This window comes from Geodermatophilus sp. SYSU D00965 (assembly GCF_054050075.1).
In genome coordinates, this window is sequence record NZ_JBJGYQ010000005.1 from 199,644 (window position 1) to 220,866 (window position 21,223).

The 21,223-nt window shown below is 75.6% G+C and carries 15 protein-coding genes; 8 read left to right on the plus strand and 7 right to left on the minus strand.

What is annotated here, in order from left to right; all coding sequences use genetic code 11:
• Nucleotides 1-23 precede the first annotated feature (23 nt).
• The 4 genes from ACI789_RS06860 (at nt 24) to ACI789_RS06875 (ending at nt 6,266) form a co-directional block, all read left to right on the plus strand.
• Entirely contained in the window at nt 24-581 is a 558-nt protein-coding gene (locus ACI789_RS06860; protein WP_457007400.1) for a PH domain-containing protein, read from the plus strand.
• Nucleotides 582-724: 143 nt separating this feature from the next.
• A complete protein-coding gene (locus ACI789_RS06865; RefSeq protein ID WP_457007402.1) occupies nt 725-2,131 on the plus strand; it encodes an acyltransferase family protein in 1,407 nt (468 codons plus the stop codon).
• An 11-nt stretch (nt 2,132-2,142) separates the two neighbouring features.
• Nucleotides 2,143-3,294, plus strand: coding sequence for an exonuclease SbcCD subunit D (locus ACI789_RS06870; RefSeq protein WP_457007404.1), 1,152 nt, complete (start codon nt 2,143-2,145; stop codon nt 3,292-3,294).
• Nucleotides 3,291-6,266 carry an AAA family ATPase gene (locus ACI789_RS06875; protein ID WP_457007406.1) on the plus strand — a complete coding sequence of 992 codons (2,976 nt, stop codon included), beginning with the start codon at nt 3,291-3,293 and terminating at the stop codon, nt 6,264-6,266. The genes ACI789_RS06870 and ACI789_RS06875 overlap by 4 nt, the downstream gene beginning before the upstream one ends.
• Here the strand turns inward: ACI789_RS06875 and ACI789_RS06880 are convergent.
• A complete protein-coding gene (locus tag ACI789_RS06880) occupies nt 6,249-6,770 on the minus strand; it encodes a hypothetical protein (protein ID WP_456920112.1) in 522 nt (173 codons plus the stop codon). The genes ACI789_RS06875 and ACI789_RS06880 overlap by 18 nt on opposite strands.
• 43 nt (nt 6,771-6,813) lie before the next feature.
• Nucleotides 6,814-7,281 carry a GtrA family protein gene (locus ACI789_RS06885; protein ID WP_457007409.1) on the minus strand — a complete coding sequence of 156 codons (468 nt, stop codon included), beginning with the start codon at nt 7,279-7,281 and terminating at the stop codon, nt 6,814-6,816.
• 165 nt (nt 7,282-7,446) lie between these two features.
• Between ACI789_RS06885 and ACI789_RS06890 the strand changes: the two genes are divergently transcribed.
• From ACI789_RS06890 to ACI789_RS06905, 4 genes are read left to right on the plus strand one after another with little or no spacing between them, the layout of a single operon-like run.
• Complete coding sequence (locus ACI789_RS06890; RefSeq protein WP_457007411.1) at nt 7,447-8,976, plus strand: SDR family NAD(P)-dependent oxidoreductase; 1,530 nt, start codon at nt 7,447-7,449, stop codon at nt 8,974-8,976.
• Nucleotides 8,977-8,981: 5 nt separating this feature from the next.
• The gene (locus tag ACI789_RS06895) at nt 8,982-9,857 is read left to right on the plus strand and encodes a glycosyltransferase family 2 protein (protein WP_457007413.1); all 876 of its coding nucleotides are present in this window, start codon (nt 8,982-8,984) and stop codon (nt 9,855-9,857) included.
• Nucleotides 9,858-9,881: 24 nt separating this feature from the next.
• Nucleotides 9,882-11,102, plus strand: a complete 1,221-nt coding sequence (locus tag ACI789_RS06900; RefSeq protein WP_457007415.1) for a CDP-glycerol glycerophosphotransferase family protein — start codon at nt 9,882-9,884, stop codon at nt 11,100-11,102.
• Nucleotides 11,099-11,905, plus strand: coding sequence for a CDP-alcohol phosphatidyltransferase family protein (locus ACI789_RS06905; RefSeq protein ID WP_456920107.1), 807 nt, complete (start codon nt 11,099-11,101; stop codon nt 11,903-11,905). Before ACI789_RS06900 ends, ACI789_RS06905 begins: the two co-directional genes overlap by 4 nt.
• Nucleotides 11,906-11,938: 33 nt before the next feature.
• Here the strand turns inward: ACI789_RS06905 and ACI789_RS06910 are convergent, their stop codons facing one another.
• The 5 genes from ACI789_RS06910 to ACI789_RS06930 form a co-directional block, all read right to left on the minus strand.
• Complete coding sequence (locus ACI789_RS06910; RefSeq protein ID WP_457007417.1) at nt 11,939-13,786, minus strand: tetratricopeptide repeat protein; 1,848 nt, start codon at nt 13,784-13,786, stop codon at nt 11,939-11,941.
• A gap of 74 nt (nt 13,787-13,860) precedes the next feature.
• On the minus strand, nt 13,861-15,693 hold the full coding sequence (locus tag ACI789_RS06915; RefSeq protein WP_457007419.1) for a hypothetical protein: 1,833 nt from the start codon (nt 15,691-15,693) through the stop codon (nt 13,861-13,863).
• On the minus strand, nt 15,690-19,334 hold the full coding sequence (locus tag ACI789_RS06920; protein WP_457007421.1) for a CDP-glycerol glycerophosphotransferase family protein: 3,645 nt from the start codon (nt 19,332-19,334) through the stop codon (nt 15,690-15,692). The genes ACI789_RS06915 and ACI789_RS06920 overlap by 4 nt, the downstream gene beginning before the upstream one ends.
• A 9-nt stretch (nt 19,335-19,343) precedes the next feature.
• A complete protein-coding gene (locus ACI789_RS06925; protein ID WP_457007423.1) occupies nt 19,344-20,483 on the minus strand; it encodes an acyltransferase family protein in 1,140 nt (379 codons plus the stop codon).
• Entirely contained in the window at nt 20,480-21,223 is a 744-nt protein-coding gene (locus ACI789_RS06930) for an ABC transporter ATP-binding protein (protein WP_456920102.1), read from the minus strand. The genes ACI789_RS06925 and ACI789_RS06930 overlap by 4 nt, the downstream gene beginning before the upstream one ends.

Consider the following 21,223-nt stretch of genomic DNA (forward strand, 5'->3'; position numbering starts at 1 on the left):
CGGAGGTCGGTCATCCTGACCGGGTGCCCTACCCGGACAAGCTCCTGGCCGAGGACGAAGAGGTCGTCCGCCACCTGCACCCGCACTGGCTGACGATCTTCTGGCCGATCGTCGCCTTCCTCCTCGTGGTCGGCGGCGCCTCCTACGGCGCGGCCCTCGTCCCCGACGGCCGCCAGCAGGGCGTCGTCCGCCTGGGAATCGCGGGCGTCGCGCTGGCGCTGCTGCTCGTCTTCGTGCTGGTGCCCGTCCTCCGCTGGCGGACGACCCACTACGTGGTCACCACCCACCGGCTGCTGTTCCGCGAGGGCGTCCTCGCCCGCCACGGCCGCGACATCGGGCTGTCCCGGATCACCGACGTCTCCTACCGGCAGACGCTGTGGGAGCGGCTGATCAGCTCCGGCACGCTGACCATCGAGTCGGCCGGTGACGGCGGCCCGACGGTGCTTAGGCAGATCCCCGACAGCGACGGCGTCCAGCAGCTGCTCAACCACATGATCGAGGAGGACGCGGACCGGCGGGCGCAGGAGAGCGCCGGCTACATCCGCGACCAGGACGGCTGGTACCCCACCGCGCGGCTGTGACTGCTGATCACACGTTGTGATGACTTGCCAACGCTGCGCTGCGACTCTGTTCGCGCCTCGCCTCAAGACGGGCCGGGGCCGCCCCTAGCGTCGATCGCGGACGAGGACGGATCGGTCCTCCTCCGGAGACGGCGAGGAGCGGAATGCAGACCCACGGCGACACGCGGAGCGCCCCGCAGCGCGACATCAGGGCGCTGACCGGGCTCCGTGCCGTGGCCGCGACCTGGGTGGTGCTCTTCCACCTGCTGGCCTTCTCCGGCCCCTACCTGGCCCCGTTCGGCGCGGTCCAGGCGGTCGTGCGGTCGGGCTGGGTGGGCGTCGAGCTGTTCTTCGTGCTCAGCGGCTTCGTCATCACGCTGGCCTACCTCGACCGGATGGGCCGCCGTCCCCGCCTGCGGGGCACGTGGGACTTCCTGGTCAGCCGCTTCGCGCGGGTGTGGCCGGCGTGGGCGGTCGTCACCGTCGTCATGGGCGCCTTCGTCTACGGGCTGCGGTCCCGGGGGCTGGACGCCGACGTCATCGCGCCGCACCCCGACGCCGACCTGCCCGAGCTGCTGCGGCAGCTGACCATGACGCAGATGTGGGACCGGTCCGCGCTCACCGGCGCGAGCTTCGTGCCGCCGGGCTGGTCGATCAGCGCCGAGTGGACGGCGTACCTGGCCTTCCCGCTGCTGGCGCTGCTGGCCTCCCGCCTGCAGCGGCTGCCCGGCCTCGTCCTGCTGCTGCTCTCCGTCTCCGCCATGGCGCCGCTGAGCGTCACCGCGTTCGTCCTCGGCACCCCCGACCACGACCAGAACTGGGTGCTGCGCATCGCGTGCGGGTTCACCGCCGGGATCCTGGCCGCGCTCGCCGTCCGCCGGCTGCGAGCGGACGCGCGGGCCGAGCGGGTCGCGCCGGCCGTGGTCCGGGGCTCGGTGGTGTGCGTCGTCCTCGGGCTGCTGTGGGGCTCCTGGCGGCAGGGCGGCGACTGGAGAATCGACTACTCCGCGACGGTCGTCGTCGTCTTCCCGGTGCTCATCGCGGCCCTGTCGCTGAGCGAGCGCGGCCTCGCACGCCGGCTGTCCTCCCGGCCGCTGGTCTACGGAGGACGCATCTCCTACTGCCTGTACCTGGTGCACTTCCCGGTGGTCGAGCTGGTCTTCACCCTGCCCTGGCAGGGCCAGGACGAGCGCTGGGTGCTCACGCCGGGGCAGGCGCTGCTGACGCCCGTGCTCGTCGGGCTGTCCTTCCTCGGGGCCGCCGCCCTGCACCACGGGGTGGAGGAGCCGACCCGCCGGCTCGTGCTCCGGCTGGCCGGTGCGCGGCGCGCTCCGGCGCGGGTCGCGGTGCCTTCGGTGGCCGACGTGCCCGCCGACCCGACCCGTGGCGGCCGGGCGCCGACCCCCCGGGTGCCCGGCGACCGCGGCGTGGTGCCGGCGCCGCGGGCCGCGGCGGGATCCCGGACGGCCGCGCCCCTGCCGGCGCACGCCGTCCGGAACCGCGCGCTGCGGAGCGTCGCGAGCGATGCACGGGAGCACCGGCTCCCCGCAACTGTCCGACCCTCCACCTAACGTCGGACGCCATGCGGCTGCTGCACACCTCGGACTGGCACATCGGCCGGTCGCTGCACGGCGCCGACCTGCTCCGCGAGCAGGAGGCGGTGCTCGGCGGGCTGGCCGACGTCGTCGTCGCCGAGTCCGTCGACGTCGTCGTCGTCGCCGGGGACGTCTACGACCGGGCGGTGCCGTCCGCGGACGCGACCGCGGTCCTGGACCGGGTGGTCGGCCGGCTCCTGCGCGCCGGCGCGACCGTCGTCCTGACCCCGGGCAACCACGACTCCGCGCGGCGGCTGGGCACGTTCTCCGAGCTGCTGTCGACCGCGGGCCTGCACGTCCGCGCCGCGACGGCCCGCCTCGACGAGCCGGTGCTGCTGCGCGACGAGCACGGCGAGGTCGCCCTCTACGGGCTGCCCTACCTCGAGCCGGAGATCGCCCGGCACGAGCTCGGGGTGCCGGCCGCGCGCAGCCACGAGGCGGTGCTGACCGAGGCGATGGACCGGGTGCGCGCCGACCTGTTCCTCCGGCCCGGCGCCCGCTCGGTGGTGCTCGCGCACGCCTTCGTCGGCGGTGGCGTGCCCAGCGAGAGCGAGCGCGACATCTGCGTCGGCGGGGTCGACCTGGTGCCCGCCGCCGCCTTCGACGGGGTCGACTACGTCGCCCTGGGCCACCTGCACCGGCCGCAGACCCTCACCCCGCGGCTGCGCTACAGCGGCTCTCCGCTGGCCTACTCCTTCGGCGAGGCCGGCCAGCAGAAGCAGGCCTGGCTCGTGGACCTCGACGCCGGCGGCCTGGCCGAGGTGCGGCCGCTGCCGCTGCCCACCCCCCGCCCGCTCACCGTGCTCACCGGCACGCTCGCCGAGCTGCTCGACGACCCGGCGCACGACGCCGTCGCGGAGCACTTCGTCTCCGCGCGGCTGACCGACGACGTCCGCCCGGCCGACCCGATGCGCCGGTTGCAGACCCGCTTCGCGCACTGCGTGCACCTGGAGTGGACCGGCGGGAGCTCCGGCGGCGACGGGCGCAGCTACCAGGAGCGGCTGCGCGGGCGCAGCGACATGGACGTCGCCGGCGAGTTCGTCACCCACGTCCGCGGCGGGGTCGGCGCGACCCTCGCCGAGCGGGAGCTGCTGGGGCGGGCCCTGGGCGCGGCGGCCCGCGAGGAGCTGACCCGGTGAGGCTGCACTCGCTGTCGCTGTCGGCGTTCGGCCCGTTCGCCGGCACCGAGACCCTCGACGTCGACGCCGTCGCCCGCGACGGGCTGTTCCTCCTGTGGGGCCCCACCGGGGCGGGCAAGACGACGCTGCTCGACGCCGTCGTCTTCGCCCTCTACGGGGTCGTGCCCGGCGCCCGCGGCGAGGAGAAGCGGCTGCGCAGCGACCACGCCGACGCCGGCACGCGCACCGAGGTCTCCCTGGAGCTCACCCTCGCCGGGGAGCGGCTGCTCGTCGTCCGCCGGCCCGAGCAGACCCGCCCGAAGAAGCGCGGCACCGGGGAGACCACCGAGCAGGCCAAGCTCCTGGTCCAGCGGCGGGACGGGGACAGCTGGGAGCCGGTCAGCACCCGGATCGACGAGGGGTCGGAGTACCTGCGGGTGCGGCTGGGCCTGTCCGCCGAGCAGTTCTGCCAGGTGGTGCTCCTGCCGCAGGGCGACTTCGCCCGCTTCCTCCGCGCCGAGCCGGAGGACCGCGCCCGGCTGCTGCGCACCCTGTTCGACGTCGGCCGGTTCGCCCGCGCCGAGGAGTGGCTGGCGGGGGAGCGGCGCGCCGCCGAGGAGGCGTTGCGCGCCGACCGGCACCGGATCAGCACGCTGCTGCACCGGGTCGCCCAGATCGCCGACGTCGAGGTGCCCGAGGAGCTGGCCCCCGAGCTGGTCGGCGCCCACCCCGGGACGTCGGTGCGCGCCTGGGTGGCCGGCGTGCGCACCCGGGCCGCCGCCGAGCGGGCCCGCGCCGCCGCGGCCGCCGAGGAGACCGCGGCCCGCAGCGCCCGGCTCGACGCCGAGCTGGCCGAGGCGCGCGCCCTCGCCGACCGGCACGCCCGGCGGGACCGCGCCCGGCAGGAGCTGTCCCGGCTGACCGCGCAGGAGGAGCAGCTGGCCCCGCTGCGCGCCCGTGCCGACGCCGGACGGCGGGCCGAGGCGCTCCGCGACGTCCTGGAGAACGCCGGCCGGACCGCCCGCGCCGCCGCGGACGCCGTCTCGGGCCTGGAGGCAGCCCGCGCCGCCTGGGCGGAGGTGGCCGCCCGGCTCGACCCGCCCTCCCCGGACGCGGACTCCCTGCTCGCCCGCGACCTGCGCGACGCCGCGGCCGCGGCCCGCGCGCTGGTGCCCGAGGCCGACCGGGCCGGCGAGCTGGCCCGCGCCACCACCCGGCTCGGCCGGGAGATCGCCGCCCTGACCGAGCGGTGCGCGGAGGGGGACCGCGCGGCGCGGGACTGGCCGCAGCCGGTCGCCGAGGCCCAGCGCCGGCTGGACGACGCGCTGGCCGCCGCCGCGCGGCTGCCCGGGCTCAGCGCAGCCGAGGAGGCCGCCCGCACGGCGCTCGCGGCCGCCCGCCGGGCCGAGCAGGTCGGGGCCGAGCTGACCGCCGCGCGGGCGCTCGCCGACGCGGCCCGGCTGGCCTGGGTGGAGGCCCGCGAGCGGCTGGTGGAGCTGCGCGCCGCCCGGCTCGACGGGATGGCCGCCGAGCTGGCCGCCGGGCTGCGACCCGGCGCCGACTGCCCGGTCTGCGGGGCCACCGAGCACCCCCGGCCGGCCGAGCACGCCGGCCCGGCCGTCTCCGCCGACGACGAGGAGCGCGCCCGGGGCGCGGCCGACGCCGCGGAGGAGCGGGCCACCGCCACCCGGCGCGCCGCCGAGGAGCTGGACCGCGGGCTCGCCGTGCTGCGGGCGCAGGCCGGGGAGCTCCCGCTCGCCGGACTCGCCACGCGGGCCGAGCAGGCCGGTGCCGAGCTGGCGCAGGTCGCCGGGCTCGCCGGCGCCGCCGACGCGGCCCGCGGCGAGCTGGCCCGGCGGGAGGCCGCCCGGGACGCCGCCGCGGCGGCGCTCGCCGCCGACCGCGAGGAGCTGCAGCGGCGCACCGCCGAACGAGCGGCCCGCGAGGAGGCCCTGCACGAGCTGACCGCGCGGCTGGACGCCGCCCGGGGGGAGGACGCCGACCTGCCCGCCCGGGTCCGCCGCCTCACCCGGGCCGCCGAGCGGTGCGAGGCCGTCGTGGCGGCCGAGGCCGAGGAGCTGCGCGCCCGGGCGGCCGCGGACACCGCCCGGGTCACCGCCGCGCAGCGGGCGGCCGCCGCCGGCTTCGCCGACGTCCGGGACGCGAACGCCGCCCTGCTGGGGACCGGCGAGCTGGCCGCGCTGGAGCGCCGGATCCGCGGGCACGACGACGCCCGGTCGGTCGTGGCCGCGACCCTCGCCGACCCCGAGCTCACCGACCTGCCCGACCGGCCGGACGTGGCCGCCCTGCAGCAGCGGTGCGCCGAGCTCACCGCGCGGCGGGAGGAGGCGGTCACCGCCCTCGACCAGGCCCGCCGCTGCGCCTCGGCGCTCGACGGGCTGGCCGGCGAGGTGACCGCCGCCGAGGTGGAGCTGGGCGAGCGCGGGGCGTGGGCCGGTCAGGTCGCCACGCTGGCCGACCTGGTCAACGGCCGGGGCGCCAACACGCTGCGGATGCGGCTGCAGTCGTTCGTCCTCGCCGCCCGGCTGGAGCAGGTCGCCGAGGTGGCCAGCCGGCGGCTCCAGGAGATGTCGGGGGGCCGGTACACGTTCCTGCACAGCGACGCGCAGGCCCGCCACGGCGCCCGCGGCGGCCTGGGGCTGGACGTGTTCGACGAGTACACCGGCACCCGGCGGCCGACCAAGACCCTCTCCGGCGGCGAGAGCTTCATGGCCTCGCTGGCACTGGCGCTCGGGCTGGCCGACGTCGTCACCGCCGAGGCCGGGGGCGTGCAGATGGACACCCTCTTCGTCGACGAGGGCTTCGGCACCCTCGACGCCCAGGCCCTCGACGCGGTGATGAACGTCCTCGACGAGCTGCGCCGGGGCGGGCGGACGGTCGGCGTCATCAGCCACCTCGAGGAGCTGCGCACCCGCATCCCCACCCGGCTGGAGGTCGTCGCCGGGCGGCACGGCTCACGGCTGGCCGGCTGAGCGCCCCGCCGGGCCCGCGATCCGCAGCGCGGGAGCCAGTTCGGCGATGCGGCGCAGCAGCTCCTCCAGCGGCCGGCCGCACAGGTCGGTGAGCCGGCGGGTGGTCCGCTCGAGCTCGCCGACGGTCAGCGGGTGGTCGGCGACGCCCGCGTTGGACCACACCGGCCGCATCCCCTCGTCGTCGCCGAGCCCGCCGCCCCGGTCGTCGTCGGCGTCGCCCCACACGGTGTGCACCACCGCGGTGCGGATCGCGTAGAGCTTGCGCACCTGGTGGGTCCACTCGAGGACGTCGTCGTTGAGCCGGCGGTCCCGCACGTGCAGGGGCATGAGGTTGCGGATGATGCGCACCAGCGCGTCGAGCTCGAGGGGGAGCAGGTAGGGAGCGCTCTTCGCGTCCATGCCGCTGAGCCCCCGGGCCAGCTGGGCGACCGCCCGCTCCGCGCCCGCGCCCGCACCGACCAGTCGCCCGACGGCGCGGTCCCACGTCGTCGGGTCTGCTGCCACGCCGTGCAGTCTGCCGCGAGCCCGGCGGCCGGCCCGGCGGGGGTCAGGCGGGCGGGACCGGCTGCGGCGTCCCGGCGGTCGGGAAGACCCACCGCCGGTAGCAGAGGAACCGCACCACCGTGCCCAGCGCGATCGAACCGACGTTGGCCACCTGCAGCACCAGCGCGCTCTCCTGGTCGAGGACGTACCGGACGAACGCGACGATCGCCAGGCCCTGCAGCAGGGTCGCGCCGTTGATGAGGGCGAACAGCAGGTACTCGCGGCGCAGGCCGGTGCGGGCCCGGTGGGAGAACGACCAGTGGCGGTGCCCGAAGTACGCGACGGTCATCGACACGACGGTGGAGACCAGCTTGGCTCCGACGGCGTCCACCCCGAGGGTGGCGTAGAGCAGCTGGAACAGCCCGACGTCGAGGACGAAGCAGGCGGCGCCCACGACCCCGAACGCGCTGACCTCCTTGAGCAGCAGCCGCCACGTCGTCCCGGCCCGGCGGGTCACGGACTCCAGCGGCATGGCAGCCGACTGTACGGGCCGACCGGCGCTCGGGAGGGGCGTTCGCGCGGGTACCCGGGGCCCGTCCGGGGACGCGCGCGGCAGATGTGACGGAAGGGTCCGGAAAAGTCGGGTACTCACGCGAGGCGCGTGGATTCAGGGCAACAGCTGGGTAACGTCTCGGTGGTGAGTCGATTGCGGAACGTGGCCGTCGTGCTGGCCGGCGGGACCGGTACCCGGGTGGGTCTGTCGATCCCGAAGCAGCTGATCAAGATCGCGGGGAAGCCCATCATCGAGCACACGCTCGATGCGCTCGGTTCCTCCCCCCTCATCGACGAGATCATCGTCCTGATGGCTCCCGGGCACCTCGACGCCGTCCGTGCCCTGGTGCGGACCGGCGCCCACCCCAAGGTCACCCAGATCCTCGAGGGCGCCGAGACGCGCAACGCCACGACGCAGCGCGCCCTGGACGCCCTCGGCGACCAGGAGTGCAACGTCCTGTTCCACGACGCGGTGCGTCCCCTGGTGAGCCAGCGGATCATCTCCGACTGCGTCGCCGCGCTCGACGAGTACGAGGCGGTCGACACCGCGATCCCCTCCGCGGACACCGTCATCCAGGTCGACGAGGCCACCGGCCGCACCATCGAGGAGGTCCTGCGCCGGCCGCTGCTGCGCCGCGGCCAGACCCCGCAGTGCTTCCGCCTGTCGGTGATCCGGCGCGCCTACGAGCGCGCCGCCCAGGACCCGGCCTTCGAGGCGACCGACGACTGCACCGTGGTCCTCCGGTACGCGCCGGAGGTCCCGATCGCCGTGGTCCCCGGTGAGGACCGCAACATGAAGGTCACCGAGCCCATCGACGTCTACATCGCCGACAAGCTCTTCCAGCTGCAGAGCCACGACGCTCCGGCCGCCCTCTCCGAGGCCGAGTACCGGGCCGCCCTCGAGGGCAAGACCGTCGTCGTCTTCGGCGGCTCGTACGGCATCGGCGCCGACATCGTCCGCTTCGCCGAGGCGCACGGCGCCACCGCGCTGTGCTTCAGCCGGTCGGCCACCCGCACCCACGTCGAGCGGCGCGAGGACATCGTCGCGGCGTGCGAGGCCGCGCTGGAGAAGACCGGCCGGGTGGACTACGTGGTCAACACCGCCGGTGTGCTGCCCCGCGGGGAGCTGGCCGACACCAGCGAGGAGACCATCTACCTCGCCACCGAGGTGAACTACCTGGCGCCGATCCACATCGCGCAGGTCTTCCACCCGCACCTCAAGGCGACCGGTGGCTCGCTGCTGCTGTTCACCTCGAGCTCCTACACCCGCGGCCGCAGCGGCTACAGCCTGTACTCCTCGGCGAAGGCGGCCACGGTGAACCTCACCCAGGCCCTGGCCGACGAGTGGGCCGGCGACGGCGTGCGGGTCAACTGCATCAACCCGGAGCGGACCGCCACCCCCATGCGGACCAAGGCCTTCGGGGAGGAGCCGGCCGGCAGCCTGCTCTCGTCCGAGGCGGTGGCCGAGGTGTCCCTGGGCGTCCTGGTCGCCCCGCTGACCGGGCACATCATCGACGTCCGGCGCGAGGACAAGCTGGCCACGCACCTGAACGCGGCCGTGGCGGCCGAGATGATCCACGAGGAGGAGCCCGGCGACGTCGTGCCGCCGGGCGTCGACCCGGGGGTCGTGCTGCCGGAGGCCGACCCGCTGCGTCAGTTCGCGCACCAGCGCTGACCCCGGTGGCCACTCCCGGGCCCCGGCTCGGGGCGGTGGTCCTCACCCAGGGCCACCGCCCCGCCGAGCTCGACGCCGCCGTCCGGTCGGTCCTGGCGCAGCGGTCCGTCGACGTCGACCTGGTGGTGGTCGGCAACGGCTGGACGCCGGTGGGCCTGCCGGACGGCGTCCGGTCGGTGGCCCTGCCCGAGAACCTCGGCATCCCGGCCGGCCGGAACGCGGGGGTGTCGCACGTCGGCGGTGAGCTGCTGCTCTTCCTCGACGACGACGCCGTCCTGCCCGACCCGGACTTCCTGGCCGAGGCGGTCCGGCGGTTCGCCGCGGACCCGGCCCTCGGGCTGCTCCAGCCGCGGGTGGACGTCGCCGGCGGCGGCGAGCCACCCCGGCGGTGGACGCCCCGGCTGCGCGTCGGGGACCGGCGCCGCTCCGGTCCGGTGTTCTCGGTGTGGGAGGGCGCGGTCGTCATCCGCCGGGCCGTGCTGGAGGCCGCCGGCGGCTGGCCCGACCCGTTCTTCTACGCCCACGAGGGCATCGAGCTGGCCTGGCGGGTCTGGGACGGCGGCGCCACGGTGCACTACGCCGGGGACCTGGCCGCCGAGCACCCGCTCACCGAGGTGACCCGGCACGCCGACTTCTACTGGCGCAACGCCCGCAACCGCGTCTGGCTGGTGCGACGCAACCTGCCGTGGGCCGTCGGGGTGCCCTACCTGACCACCTGGACCGCGGTGCAGGTGGTGCGGTCGCGGCGCGCGCCGCGGACTCTGCGACCCTGGTTCCGCGGCTGGGTGGCCGGGTGGCGCGAGTCGCCCGGGCCCCGGCGGCCGTTGAGCTGGCGCACCGTCTGGCGGATGACCCGCCTGGGCCGTCCGCCGGTCGTCTAGTCCCCCCGGGAAGGAGACCCGCCGGTGCGGCCCAAGCTGACCGCCGTCGCGGCTCAGGTGCGTCGGAACGGTGGACGGGTGGTCCGCCGGCTGGGCCTGGTCCCCGGAGGCGAACCCGACGGGCTGGGCGAGGACGACGCGCTGCGGTCGTTCGCGCCCGGGCAGCGGGTCTGGGTGTTCTTCCCCGAGCCCCCGGTCAACACCTACCAGCTGCTCCAGTGGGCCGACGTGCTGGCCGACCTCGACGCGCGGACCGGCGTCCTCGTGCTCACCCAGGACAGCCGTACCACCCGGGTGCTGCGCGAGCGGACGTCGCTGACGGTCCGGTGTGTGGCCCGGACGACGACCCTGGACGGCCTCCTGCGGCGCGGGCGGGCGGCACTGGCCCTCTACGTCAGCCACCACCCGCGCAACTTCCAGCTGCTGCGCTTCCCCGACCTGGCGCACGTCTACCTCGGGCACGGGGAGAGCGACAAGGCCGTGTCTGTGTCGAACCAGCTCAAGGCCTACGACCGGGCCTTCGTGGCCGGCCAGGCGGCCGTCGACCGGGTCGCCGAGCAGCTGCTGTGGTTCGACGCGGCCGCCCACCTGCAGGTGGTCGGCCGGCCGCAGGTGCCCGCCGTGCGCGAGCGGACCGGCGGGGCACGCACCGTGCTGTACGCGCCGACCTGGGAGGGCGCCCAGGCGTCCATGGCGTACTCCTCGGTGGTCAGCCACGGGGAGGCGCTGGTCGGCTCCCTCCTGGACGCGGGGCTCCGGGTGGTCTACCGGCCGCACCCGCGGACCGGGGCCAACCAGCGGTCGCACCGGGTGGCCGACGCGCGGGTGCGGGAGGCGGTGGCCGCTTCCCCGGGCAGTCGCACGGACACCTCCGCGCCGCTCGCGGAGGCCTTCGCCGAGGCCGACGTCCTGGTCACCGACGTCTCCTCGGTCGCCGTCGACTGGCTGCCGACCGGGCGCCCGCTGGTCGTCACCCTCCCGGCCGACCCCGCCGCCGTCGTCCCGCCCTCGCCGCTGCTCGAGGCCGTGCCGCGGCTGGCCGCCGACGACGCGGAGGGGGCCGGGGCGCTGGTGGAGCGGCTGCTCGCCGGCGGCGGCAGCGCGGCCACCCTTGGCGACCTGGTCCGCTACTACCTGGGCGAGCCGGACCCGGCCGCGGCGCGGGAGCGATTCCTCGCCGCGTGCGCGAGCCTCGTCGACGAGCGCGACGCCCTGGTGGCCGCGCGCCCCGGAGCGGCCCGGTGACCGCCACCGAGCGGCCCGCGTGGCCGTCGATCGAGCAGCTGCGCGCGGTCACCCAGCCGCCGGCGATCCGCGGCCGCCGCACGGCCGAGCACTGGACCGGCGACCTCTACATGCGCCGCATCTCGCCGTACCTGACGCGGGTCCTCATCCGGGCCGGCCTGAGCGCCAACGCGGTCACCGCGCTGATGATCGTCTCCGGGGCCGCGGCCGGACCGGCCCTGCTGGTGCCGGGACTGGCGGGAGCGGTGCTGGCCGTCCTGCTCACCCAGCTGCAGATGCTGTGGGACGCCAGCGACGGGGAGGTCGCCCGCTGGCGGGGGACCAGCAGCCCCAAGGGCGTCTTCCTCGACAAGGTCGGCCACTACGCCGCCGAGTCGCTGATCCCGCTGGCCCTCGGCGTCCGGGCGGCCGGCGGCCCCGGTGCGCTCGACGGGCGCTACGGGTGGACGACGCTCGGTGCGCTGCTGGCCCTGGTGATCGTCCTGAACAAGGCGCTCAACGACATGGTGCACGTGGCCCGGGCCTCGGCCGGGCTCGCGCGGGTGACCGACGACGAGGCCACCACCGCCCCGACGTCCGGCGGGCTGGCACGGCTGCGGCGGGCGGCGCGCTTCGTGCCGTTCCACCGGCTCTACCACTCGATCGAGCTCAGCCTGCTGGTCCTGGTGGCCGCGGTGGTCGACGTCGTCGTGGGGGACCTGAGCGGCACGCGGACGCTGCTCGTGGTCCTGGTGCCGGCGTCCCTGCTGGCGATCGCCGGGCACCTGCTGGCCATCCTCAGTTCGCGCCGGCTGGCCGCCTGACGGCCCGCCGCCGCGAGCCGTCAGGCCGACGGGTCAGACCCGCAGGGACCGCCGGGCCGCGCGGCGCAGCCGGCCCAGCTGGGCGCGGGGCGAGCGCACCTCCGGAGCGGGCGTCTCGGCGGCCGGCTCGGGGAACAGCCGCCCCCTCAGCGACGCGCCGAACTCCGGGTCCACCCGCTCTGCCAGCTCCACGGCCAGCGCGGCCTGCGCGGCGTCCCCGCCCCCGCGGGCTAGGAAGTCCTCCAGGGCGGCCCGGGCGTCGGCCCGGCGGCCGAGGGCGAGGTGCGCCTCGGCGTACACCAGCCGGGCGGCGGGCGCCCACGGCCGGTCGGCCTTCGGAGCGCCGCTGGGCCAGATGTCGCTGACCACGGGCTTGGCCACGCCGACGCGGACGTAGCTGGTGGCCATCAGGTACTTCAGCTCCGCGTTGTCCGGCTTCACCGCGCGGGCGGCCTGCAGCAGCGGCACGGCGCGGAAGTACCGGCCGGCGTGCACCAGGCAGCGGCCCAGGCGGCGGTCCAGGTCGAACGACTGCGGGCCGAGGTCCCGGACGGTGGCGTAGTCGTCCGACGCCTCCGCCCAGCGACCCAGGCTCTCCAGGGCCCGGCCCCGCCAGTAGAGGGCGTTCTTCTTCTGCGCCGGGTTCTGCGAGGCGTACTCGAACGGGGCGTCGACGGCGTCCTGCAGGTACGGCAGGGCCTCGGCCGAGCGGCCCTGCTCCTCGAGCGTGCGACCCAGCCACAGCAGCGGGAGGCTGGTGCCGGGCTCGGCGGCGAGGGCGGTCCGGAAGTGGCCCTCGGCGCCGGCGTGGTCCTTCGCCTTGTAGGCGAGCAGGCCGCGGGTCAGGGAGGTGTCGAAGAGCTCCTGCTCCTCGGCCGCCTCGACCATGCGGCGCACCTCGGCGAGGTCGGCCTCCTCGCGCAGGGGGCGGCCGTGGGTGAACAGGGCCCGCGCGCAGCCGAGGCGGGGCCGGTCCAGCCGCGGGTTGCCCGCGCCGGCGCGCAGGTCCTCCTGGACGGCGTCGAAGAAGGCGGGGAAGGCCACCGGTTCGGCGTCGGCGTCGAGCAACTGGTACTCGGAGCGGACGTTGTAGGCCTCGGTGCGGAACGCCTCCGGCGTCACGTCGGTGTTGCGCGTGACGTGGGTGTGCAGCAGCCCCTCTGCCCAGTACGGGCCGACCTCCTCGCGGGGGAGCGGGTCGGGCACGCCGGCGTAGATCTCGGGCAGCCGGCCGAACAGCGAGGTGACCGCGTCCATCGAGGCCGAGTCGCCGAAGAAGAGCTGGTCGGCGACCTGGTAGGCGGGGTTGATCGTGCGGATGCGGTGGAAGACGGTGCCGGGGGTGTCCCGCCGCCCCTCCGTGGGGTCGGACCCGATCAGCAGGTCCGGGCGGATCCGGATCACCAGGTCGTAGGTGAAGCCCTCCTCCCGCTCCCGCTGCGACTTGAGCTCGTTGCAGCGCTGGACCTTGTAGAAGAGGGGCAGCGACCAGCGGCTCTTGGGCTGGGCGGCCAGCAGCCGCTCGGGCACCTGGACGCCGAAGAAGGCGGCCTCGTCCTCGGGGTAGTCCTCGACCACCACGGTGCAGTCGCCGTAGGCGTCCCGGATCCGCTGCTCGGTGACCACCGCGGAGCGTGCGAACAGCCGCTCGTAGGTGGTGGGGAAGTCCGCGCGGAAGGACGCCAGCTCGCCCTGCTTCTTGAGGTAGCTGCGCATCGGGTGGGGGAGCAGCCGGTTGTGGATGTTGTTCGACATCCCCAAGTCCGACCAGGTGTGGACGAAGACGTCCGCGCCCAGGGGGCGGATGACGTGCTCCAGGAGGGCCGGGGCGGCCTGTTCGAAGCCCCGCATCTGACCGGCTATGCAGACTGCCACGCGCACCTGACCGACTGTACCGACGCGACGGCGATCCGTAATTCCCTCGTCGCACTCCGGGGTCCGGTGGGACGGATGGGTCAGGCGGGGGTCCCAGGCGTCGCAGCGGTCCGTCCACCCAGCCGGGAGACGGCCTCGGCGAACCGGTCGATGGCCGGGACGTCCGCCGGGCCGAGCAGCTGCCCGCGTGCCTCGGCGCGGGCGGCGCGCAGCCGGTCGGGAGCCGTGCCGGTGATCGTCGCGAGCAGTTCCTCGACCCCACCGCCGTCCGGCGCGAGCACCAGGCCCCCGCCGGCGGAGGGGAAGAGCCCGACGAACTCGGCGGCGTCCCGGCCACGCGGGTCGCAGGTGCCGAAGGGCTTGTCCGCGGCGAGGAAGTCGCTGAGCACGCTGGAGACGTCGGTGACCAGTCCCGACGCGGCGTTGAAGCAGCTGGCCAGCGGCAGCGCGCGGGAACCGACGACGACGTGGGCCTGTGGCGGCAGCGCGGCCAGGCGCTCCTCGCCGCGGACGACGGCCGCCGCCTCGGCGGCGCGGGCCGAGCCGCCCGCCGGGGTCGGGACGGCCTCGGCCGCCAGCACGGTGGGCCCACCGTGGCCGCGCGCGGCGTTGGCCTCCTCGAGCAGGGCGACCACCCGGCGGTGCGCGGCGGCCACCCGCCGGTCCCGCCGCCCCGTGTACGGGTGGGGCCGGTAGACCAGCCGGATCGGCACCGGGCCGGCGAGGACGGCGCGCACGAGCAGCTCCCCGTGCGTCCGCAGCGAGCAGTAGTCCTGCTCGGCGTTCCAGCCCTCCCACGTCGGGGCGTACAGCAGCGTGGGGACGGCGGGTCGATCGGGTCGGGCCGGGCGGACGTCGTCCAACTGGGGGCGGCCGACCTCCCGGATGGCGTCGGCGCGGACGCCGACGTCGGCCCGGAGGTAGCGGTCCCGGCCGGCCGGCCCGGCGACCCAGATCTCGTCGTAGGCCTTGCTGTACGGGTTGGCCGAGGCGCTCTTGTCGCTGTCCCCGTGCCCGATGAAGGTGCTCCGGAGCCCGGGCACGCGCAGCAGGTGGATGTTGTTGCCGATGTTGGAGACGAAGAGGGCGACCCGCAGCGGGTCCAGCCGGAGCGCCATCAGGTCGGTGGCGGCCGGCACGCACAGCACCGGCGTCGTGGTCGCCGGCAGCGCCGCCATCGTGGCGCGGTTGCGCAGCAGGACGACCGCCCGCTGGGGGAGTCGCTCCAGCGTCGACAGCCACATCGCGACCTCGTGCACCGACTCCGGGGCGTCGCCGCCGTAGAGGACGACCTCGGGCCGCTGGTCGTCCAGGTACCGCTGCACGGCGGCCAGGCGGGCGCCGCGCTGCCGGCGGACCGCGCGCACCCGCAGCACCCAGGCACCCACGGCCCCTGCGGCCACGGCCACGGCGGCGACCACGACCGGCCACACGACGACGGGCCGGTCCGGCAGCAGGCCCGCGGTGATCAGCAGGGCGCCCTCGGGCACCAGGGGCAGCAGGAGCGCACCCGGCCGGCGGGGCAGGGCGCCGCCCAGTCCGGGCACGAGGCGCCCGGTCACCTGCCGGCGCAGGCCCTGGACGGCGTCGTCGACGCCGTCCACCAGCGACAGCAGGCCCAGGGTGGCCGCCCCGGCCAGGACGACCGCCAGCAGCACCGCGGTGGGCCACGTCCCGGCCAGGAGACCGACCAGCACCAGCAGCCGGACGACCAGCCGCAGCCGGCGGTCCAGCACCCGGTGGACGGTCTCGGCGACGCCGCCGGCCGGCGCCCGTACCGCCACGGCGTCCACGGCCGCGGCGAGCACCAGCAGCAGGACCGCGGGGACGCGGCCGCCGAGGGCCCCCGCCACGGCGGCGGCCGCGGTGAGCCCGGCGACGGCGCCGACGGGCAGCAGCGCCTTGCTGGTCACGCCATCGGGTCGGTCGGTCCACCGGCGGCGCCACCGGCGGTGAGCGCGGCCTGGGCGACCCGGCCCTCCGGGATCCACGCGTCGATCACCCGGGCGGCCGCCGAGCCGTCGTTGAGCAGGTTGAACCGCTCGTGGAAGGCCCGCCGCGCGTCCGCGTGGTCCTCCCGGACGCGGTCGAGGTCGCGCAGCGCCGTCACCACCTCGTCGGTCGTCCGCAGCCACGGCCCGGGGGCGGTGGGCTCGTAGTCGAAGAGGAACGACCGGTTCTTGACGTAGTCCTCGAGGTCCGGGACGAAGAAGAGCATGGGTCGCCCGGTCAGCGCGTAGTCGAACCGCAGGGAGGAGTAGTCCAGGACGGCGGCGTCCGAGGCCAGGATGAGGTCGTTGATCTCCGGGTGGTCGGTGACGTCGATGACCGTGGCGTGGTCGGTGAAGCGGGCCTGTTCCCCGAGGTTGTGGTTGTGCCCACGGAGCAGGACGACGTGGTCGCTGCCCAGCTCCACCGCCAGCCGGTCGATGTCGAGCGCGTCGAACAGCGGCGCGTTCCAGGTGTCGGCCGAGATGCTCTCCCGCCAGGTCGGCGCGTAGAGCACGGCCTGCTGGTGCGGCGCGATCCCGAGCAGCTCCCGGGTGCGCTGCCGGACGGCGTCGGCCCGGTCGCTCACCAGGACGTCGTCCCGCGGGTAGCCGCTGACCATGATCTCGCCGCCGAAGGCGTACTCCCGGCGGTAGAGCTCCTGGCAGAAGTCGGCCGGCACCAGCGCGACGCTCCAGGCCTGCTCGCGGCGGGCCGTCTCCCGGGCGATGTCCCGCTCGTTGCGGCCCTGCTCGCGCCAGAAGGAGATGCCCATCGACTTGAACGGGTAGCCGTGGAAGGTCTGGACGAACACCTGGTGCTCGCGCCGCGTGAACCACTTCGGGAAGTCCACGTTGTTGCTCAGGTAGCGGGCGTCCGCGAGCAGCTCGTACCAGCGCTGCGACTGGATCAGCACCGGCACCGCGCCTTCCGGCAGGCTCACCGAGTGGTCGCGCACGCCCCAGTAGAGGGTCAGCGGGGCCCCGCGCCGGTGCAGCTCCTCGTGCAGCGCCAGCTGGCTGTCGGTGGCGACCTCGCCGCGGTAGCACTGGAACAGGACGGCGTCCTCGGGCTGCGCGGTGCGCTCGCGGTAGGCGCGCTGCAGCCGACGCTGCGCCGTCCGGCCCCACTCCTCGTCGGTCAGCGGGGGCCGGACGCGGACGGTCAGGACACCGGGGGACTGCCGGCCGTACCGCAGGATGCAGTCGGGGCCGTCGACCTCCTCGGGCAGGTGGTCCAGGAACGGCCACGCCGGCCACGGCCGGCGGGTGCCCTCTTCGGTCTCCACCGACAGCTGGTAGAGGCCGCCCGGCCAGCACCGCGGGTCCCGGCCCCAGCGCGAGATCCGGAGCGGGAAGCGCAGCTCGGTCCGGTCGCCGTCGGCCCGGAGCTCGGCGGCCGGGACGGTGACCCGGTGGCTGGTGAACGACGCCGCGGTGGGCTCCGGTGCGCCGGCCCGGGACACGACGACGACCAGCTGCTCGTCCTCCTGCCGGACGTCGACGACCTCGAAGACCGAGTGGTTGGCGACGACCTCCAGGTGGCCGCGCGGCGTGCCGCGCCACACGAGCTGGCCCGGCGCGGAGGTGCCGAGGGTGCGCAGGCCGGAGCCCACGTCCCAGGCCACCCTGCGGGTCGAGCCGTCGTCGGCGACCGCGCGGACCTGCCAGATCTGGTTCCGGCGACCCAGCCGGCGCTCGGGCACGGTGACCCGCGCGGTGAGCACACCGTCCACGCCGGCGCGGACGGGGACCTCGACCCGGCGCCGTCCGCCGCCGGCCCACAGCCGCAGCCGCTCGACGCGGACGCCCTCGGTGCGCAGCCGCACGGTCACCGTCGTGCCCTCGGCCGCAAGGGCCACGGCGCGCACCGCCGGGCGGCGGACCCGCAGCGTCATCCCGTGCAGCGGCGACATCACCGGCGCGACCAGCAGCCCGTCGACGTCCTTGGCGCGGAGCACGCCGGGGGAGCCGGCCGTGACCAGGTGGCGGACGACGCCGGTGCGGGTGACCCCCGCGACGGACAGGGTCACCTCCAGCCGCCACACCCGCTCGGTCTGGGGGACCTCGCCCAGCAGCGCGTCCGGCTGGGGCCGCAGGCGTGCGGTGAAGCCGCCGGTGTCGTACCGCTGGTAGGAGTCCGAGCCCCAGCGCGTCGCCTGGGCCAGCACCTCGTGCTCGACCTCCATCGGCAGCCGGTCGCCGGTGGTCGCGTCGACCAGTTCCACGGTGAGCTCCGGGACCACCCCGGTCATGTCGACGCCGTGCACCAGCGCCCAACCGGTCAGCTCGAGCACGTCGTCACGCCAGCGGACCCGCTGCAGCATGGCGGCGAGCTCGGTCTCGCTGCGCGCCAGCCGCCGGACGGCGGGCGGGAGGTCCGCCGGCAGCAGCCCCTCGTCGTCGTCCGCCACGTCGGCCAGGACGACGCCGTCGGCCACGTGGGTCGGCGGGGTGCGGCCGTGCAGGCCCAGGTACTCGACGGCCCGCTCGACGTCGTCCCACCGGTCCTCGGCCGCCAGCCAGGCGAGCAGCTTGACCGCGAACCGGACGTCGTCGAGGACGTCGTCGTCGGCGCGCTCCACGAACTCGGCCGCGAGGCCGGCGATGAGGGCGCGGGTGTGCTCGTCGGCGTCGACGCAGGCCCGCAACCGGGGCTCGAGGTCGACGTCGACGACGCGCGCGGTCCAGGCGGCCCGCATGGTGGGTGAGCCGCCGCGGTCGATCTGCGCGGTGGCGGCGCGGATGTCCGCGACGAAGGCCGCCGCCTCTTCGGCGTCGAGGACCCGGGTGCCCAGGAGGCCGTCACCGGCCGACGGCGCCCAGTGCAGCGTGACCGCGTCGAGGACGTCGAACTGCCGCGCCGACACGTAGGCCGCGGCCAGGGTGGCCCCCGGGTGCGGAGCGGTGTCGGGGAACGACAGGCCGTTGCGCTCCCAGAAGTCACGGCGGAACAGGCGGTCACCGAGCAGCAGGTCGCGCATGGCCAGCGGGAAGGAGTCGAGGTCGGTGCGCAGCCGCTCGACCTCGTGCACCTGCACCGCCCAGTGCGGGTCGGTGAGCTTCCCGCCGGCCGAGCGCTTCGCCCGGCCGACGGCGAAGTCCGAGCCGGTGCGCTGCAGGGTCCGGACCAGGGTGCGGACCGCCGAGCGCGGCAGCACGTCCTCGGCGTCCAGGAAGAGCAGGTACCGGCCGCGGGCCAGCCGGGCTCCGGCGTTGCGTGCGGCACCGACGCCGCGGTCGGGCCGGGCCACCACCCGGATGGGGCGGCGGGAGGTGGCCGCCATCGCGCGCACGGCGTCGAGGGTCTGGTCGGCGGACCCGGCGTCGGCGACGACGATCTCCAGGCGCGGGTAGCGCTGGCGGGCGACGCTGGACAGGCAGCGCAGCACCCAGCCCTCGGAGTCCTGCGTGGTCACGACCACGGTGACCAGGGGGTTCACCAGTCGCCGGCTGCTGCGCTTGACCAGGCGCACCAACTCGCCACGGACGCGCCAGGGCACGACCTGCCGCCCGACGGTGGTCAGGCGCGAGAGCGCGTGGCGCTGGAGGGTTCTGCGGTTCACGGTGCCTCTTCAGTCGCGGTCGACCCGGTGTCCGGGTCCGGTCGCCGGGGTGGGATCGGGGGCGGGGACGCGCGCGGCCTCGTCCGGCGCGTTCCGGAAGAGCCAGCTCAGGCGCGGTTCGACGACGGGTCGGGAGAACCGCCGCACCGCCCGGGTGCTCAGCACACACGTCCAGGCGACGGCCAGCGCCACCAGCAGTGTGAGCCGCGGGAGGGAGTCGAACCACTCGAAGGCGTCGGTCAGCTCGCGCAGGAGGTAGATCGGGACGAGGTGCAGGAGGTAGACGTACATCGTCGCGCCGCCCCACCCGGTGAGCACCGACCGGCCGCGGGGCACCAGTGCCATGAGGGCGCCCCCCAGCAGCACGGCGAGGAGGAGCTGGACCAGCCGGACCCCGCCGCTCCACCACTGCGCCTCGCCGGTGGCGGTGTAGGGCAGGCTCATCCGCGCCCAAGCGTGCAGGTCCAGCTCGCGCACCGTGTCGACCTGGAGGACGCCGACGACCAGCGCGGCGACCAGGACCGCCGCGGCGAGCACCCGGGCCGGTGCCGACGTCAGCGAGGCGAGGGCGTCCCGGCCGAACCGGCCGCCGCCCTCACCCCAGGCCTGCTGCTTGCTGACCCACCCGAGGACGAAGAACGGCAGCATGGCGAAGATGCGGCCGCTGTCGAACACCGCGCCGGCCGACGGCACGTACCCGGCCCCGACCGAGACCAGCACGCTGACCAGCAGCGGGTGGCGCAGCTCGGCCAGGTAGGGCAGCGCGGCCCGCCACACCGCCAGGGCCACGAGGAACCACAGGTGCCAGTACGGCTTGGCCAGGTCCAGGCCGCCGTCGCCCTCGACGACCCAGCGCAGGACGAACCAGGCGAGGCTGAACACCAGGTAGGGGACGACCAGCTGGCTGGTCGTCTTCCGCGCGGTGGCCCGGGTCAGCGGACCGGCCGTGGCGAACCGGCCGCAGACGAAGGCGAACAGGGGCATGTGGAACGCGTAGAGGACCACGACCAGGGCGGCCATCGTGTCCGAGGGCATCCGCTGCTCGGCGACGTGGCCGACCACGACCAGCGTGATGGCGACGAAGCGGAGGTTGTCCCAGTAGGCCTGCCGCGGGCGGGGTGGAGCCGCGCTGGGGAGGCCCGCGGTCACGCGTCCGGCCCCGTCTCCCGCGCGTACTCGGCCAGCACGTCGTCCATGGGGCCGTCGGCGGCGACGCGGCCGGCGCGCAGGTAGATCCCCCGGCGGCAGAACCGCTGCAGGTCCTTCTCGCTGTGCGAGACGAGGAACAGCGTGCGGCCGGCGGCGATGAGCTCGTCGATGCGGGCGTAGCACTTGCGCTTGAACGCCTTGTCGCCGACGGCCAGCACCTCGTCGACGAGGATGACCGGCTCCTCCAGCCGCGAGACCACCGCGAAGGCCACCCGCACCTTCATCCCGCTGGACAGGTGCTTGTAGGGCGTGTCGAGGAAGTCGTCGATCTCGGCGAAGTCGACGATGTGGTCGAAGTGCTCGGCGATGGCCGCCTTGTCCATCCCGTGCAGGCCCGCCGTCAGCGCGATGTTCTCGCGGACGCTGAGGTCGCCGACGAAGCCGCCGGTGATCTCGATCAGGGGAGCCACGCCGGCCCGGACGTCGACCGCGCCGCGATCGGGCAGCAGCACGCCGGCGACCAGCTTGAGCAGGGTCGACTTGCCCTGCCCGTTGCGGCCCACCACCCCGATGGTCTCCCCGGGCTGCACGTCGAAGCTGACGCCGTCCAGCGCCCAGAACTCACCCGGGCGCACCCCCGCCTGCTTGCCCATGAGCAGGTCGCGGACGCTGCGGTGCCGGCGGCCGCGGTGGAACCGCACGCCCACGTCGGCGACCGAGATGACCGGTGCGTCGACCAC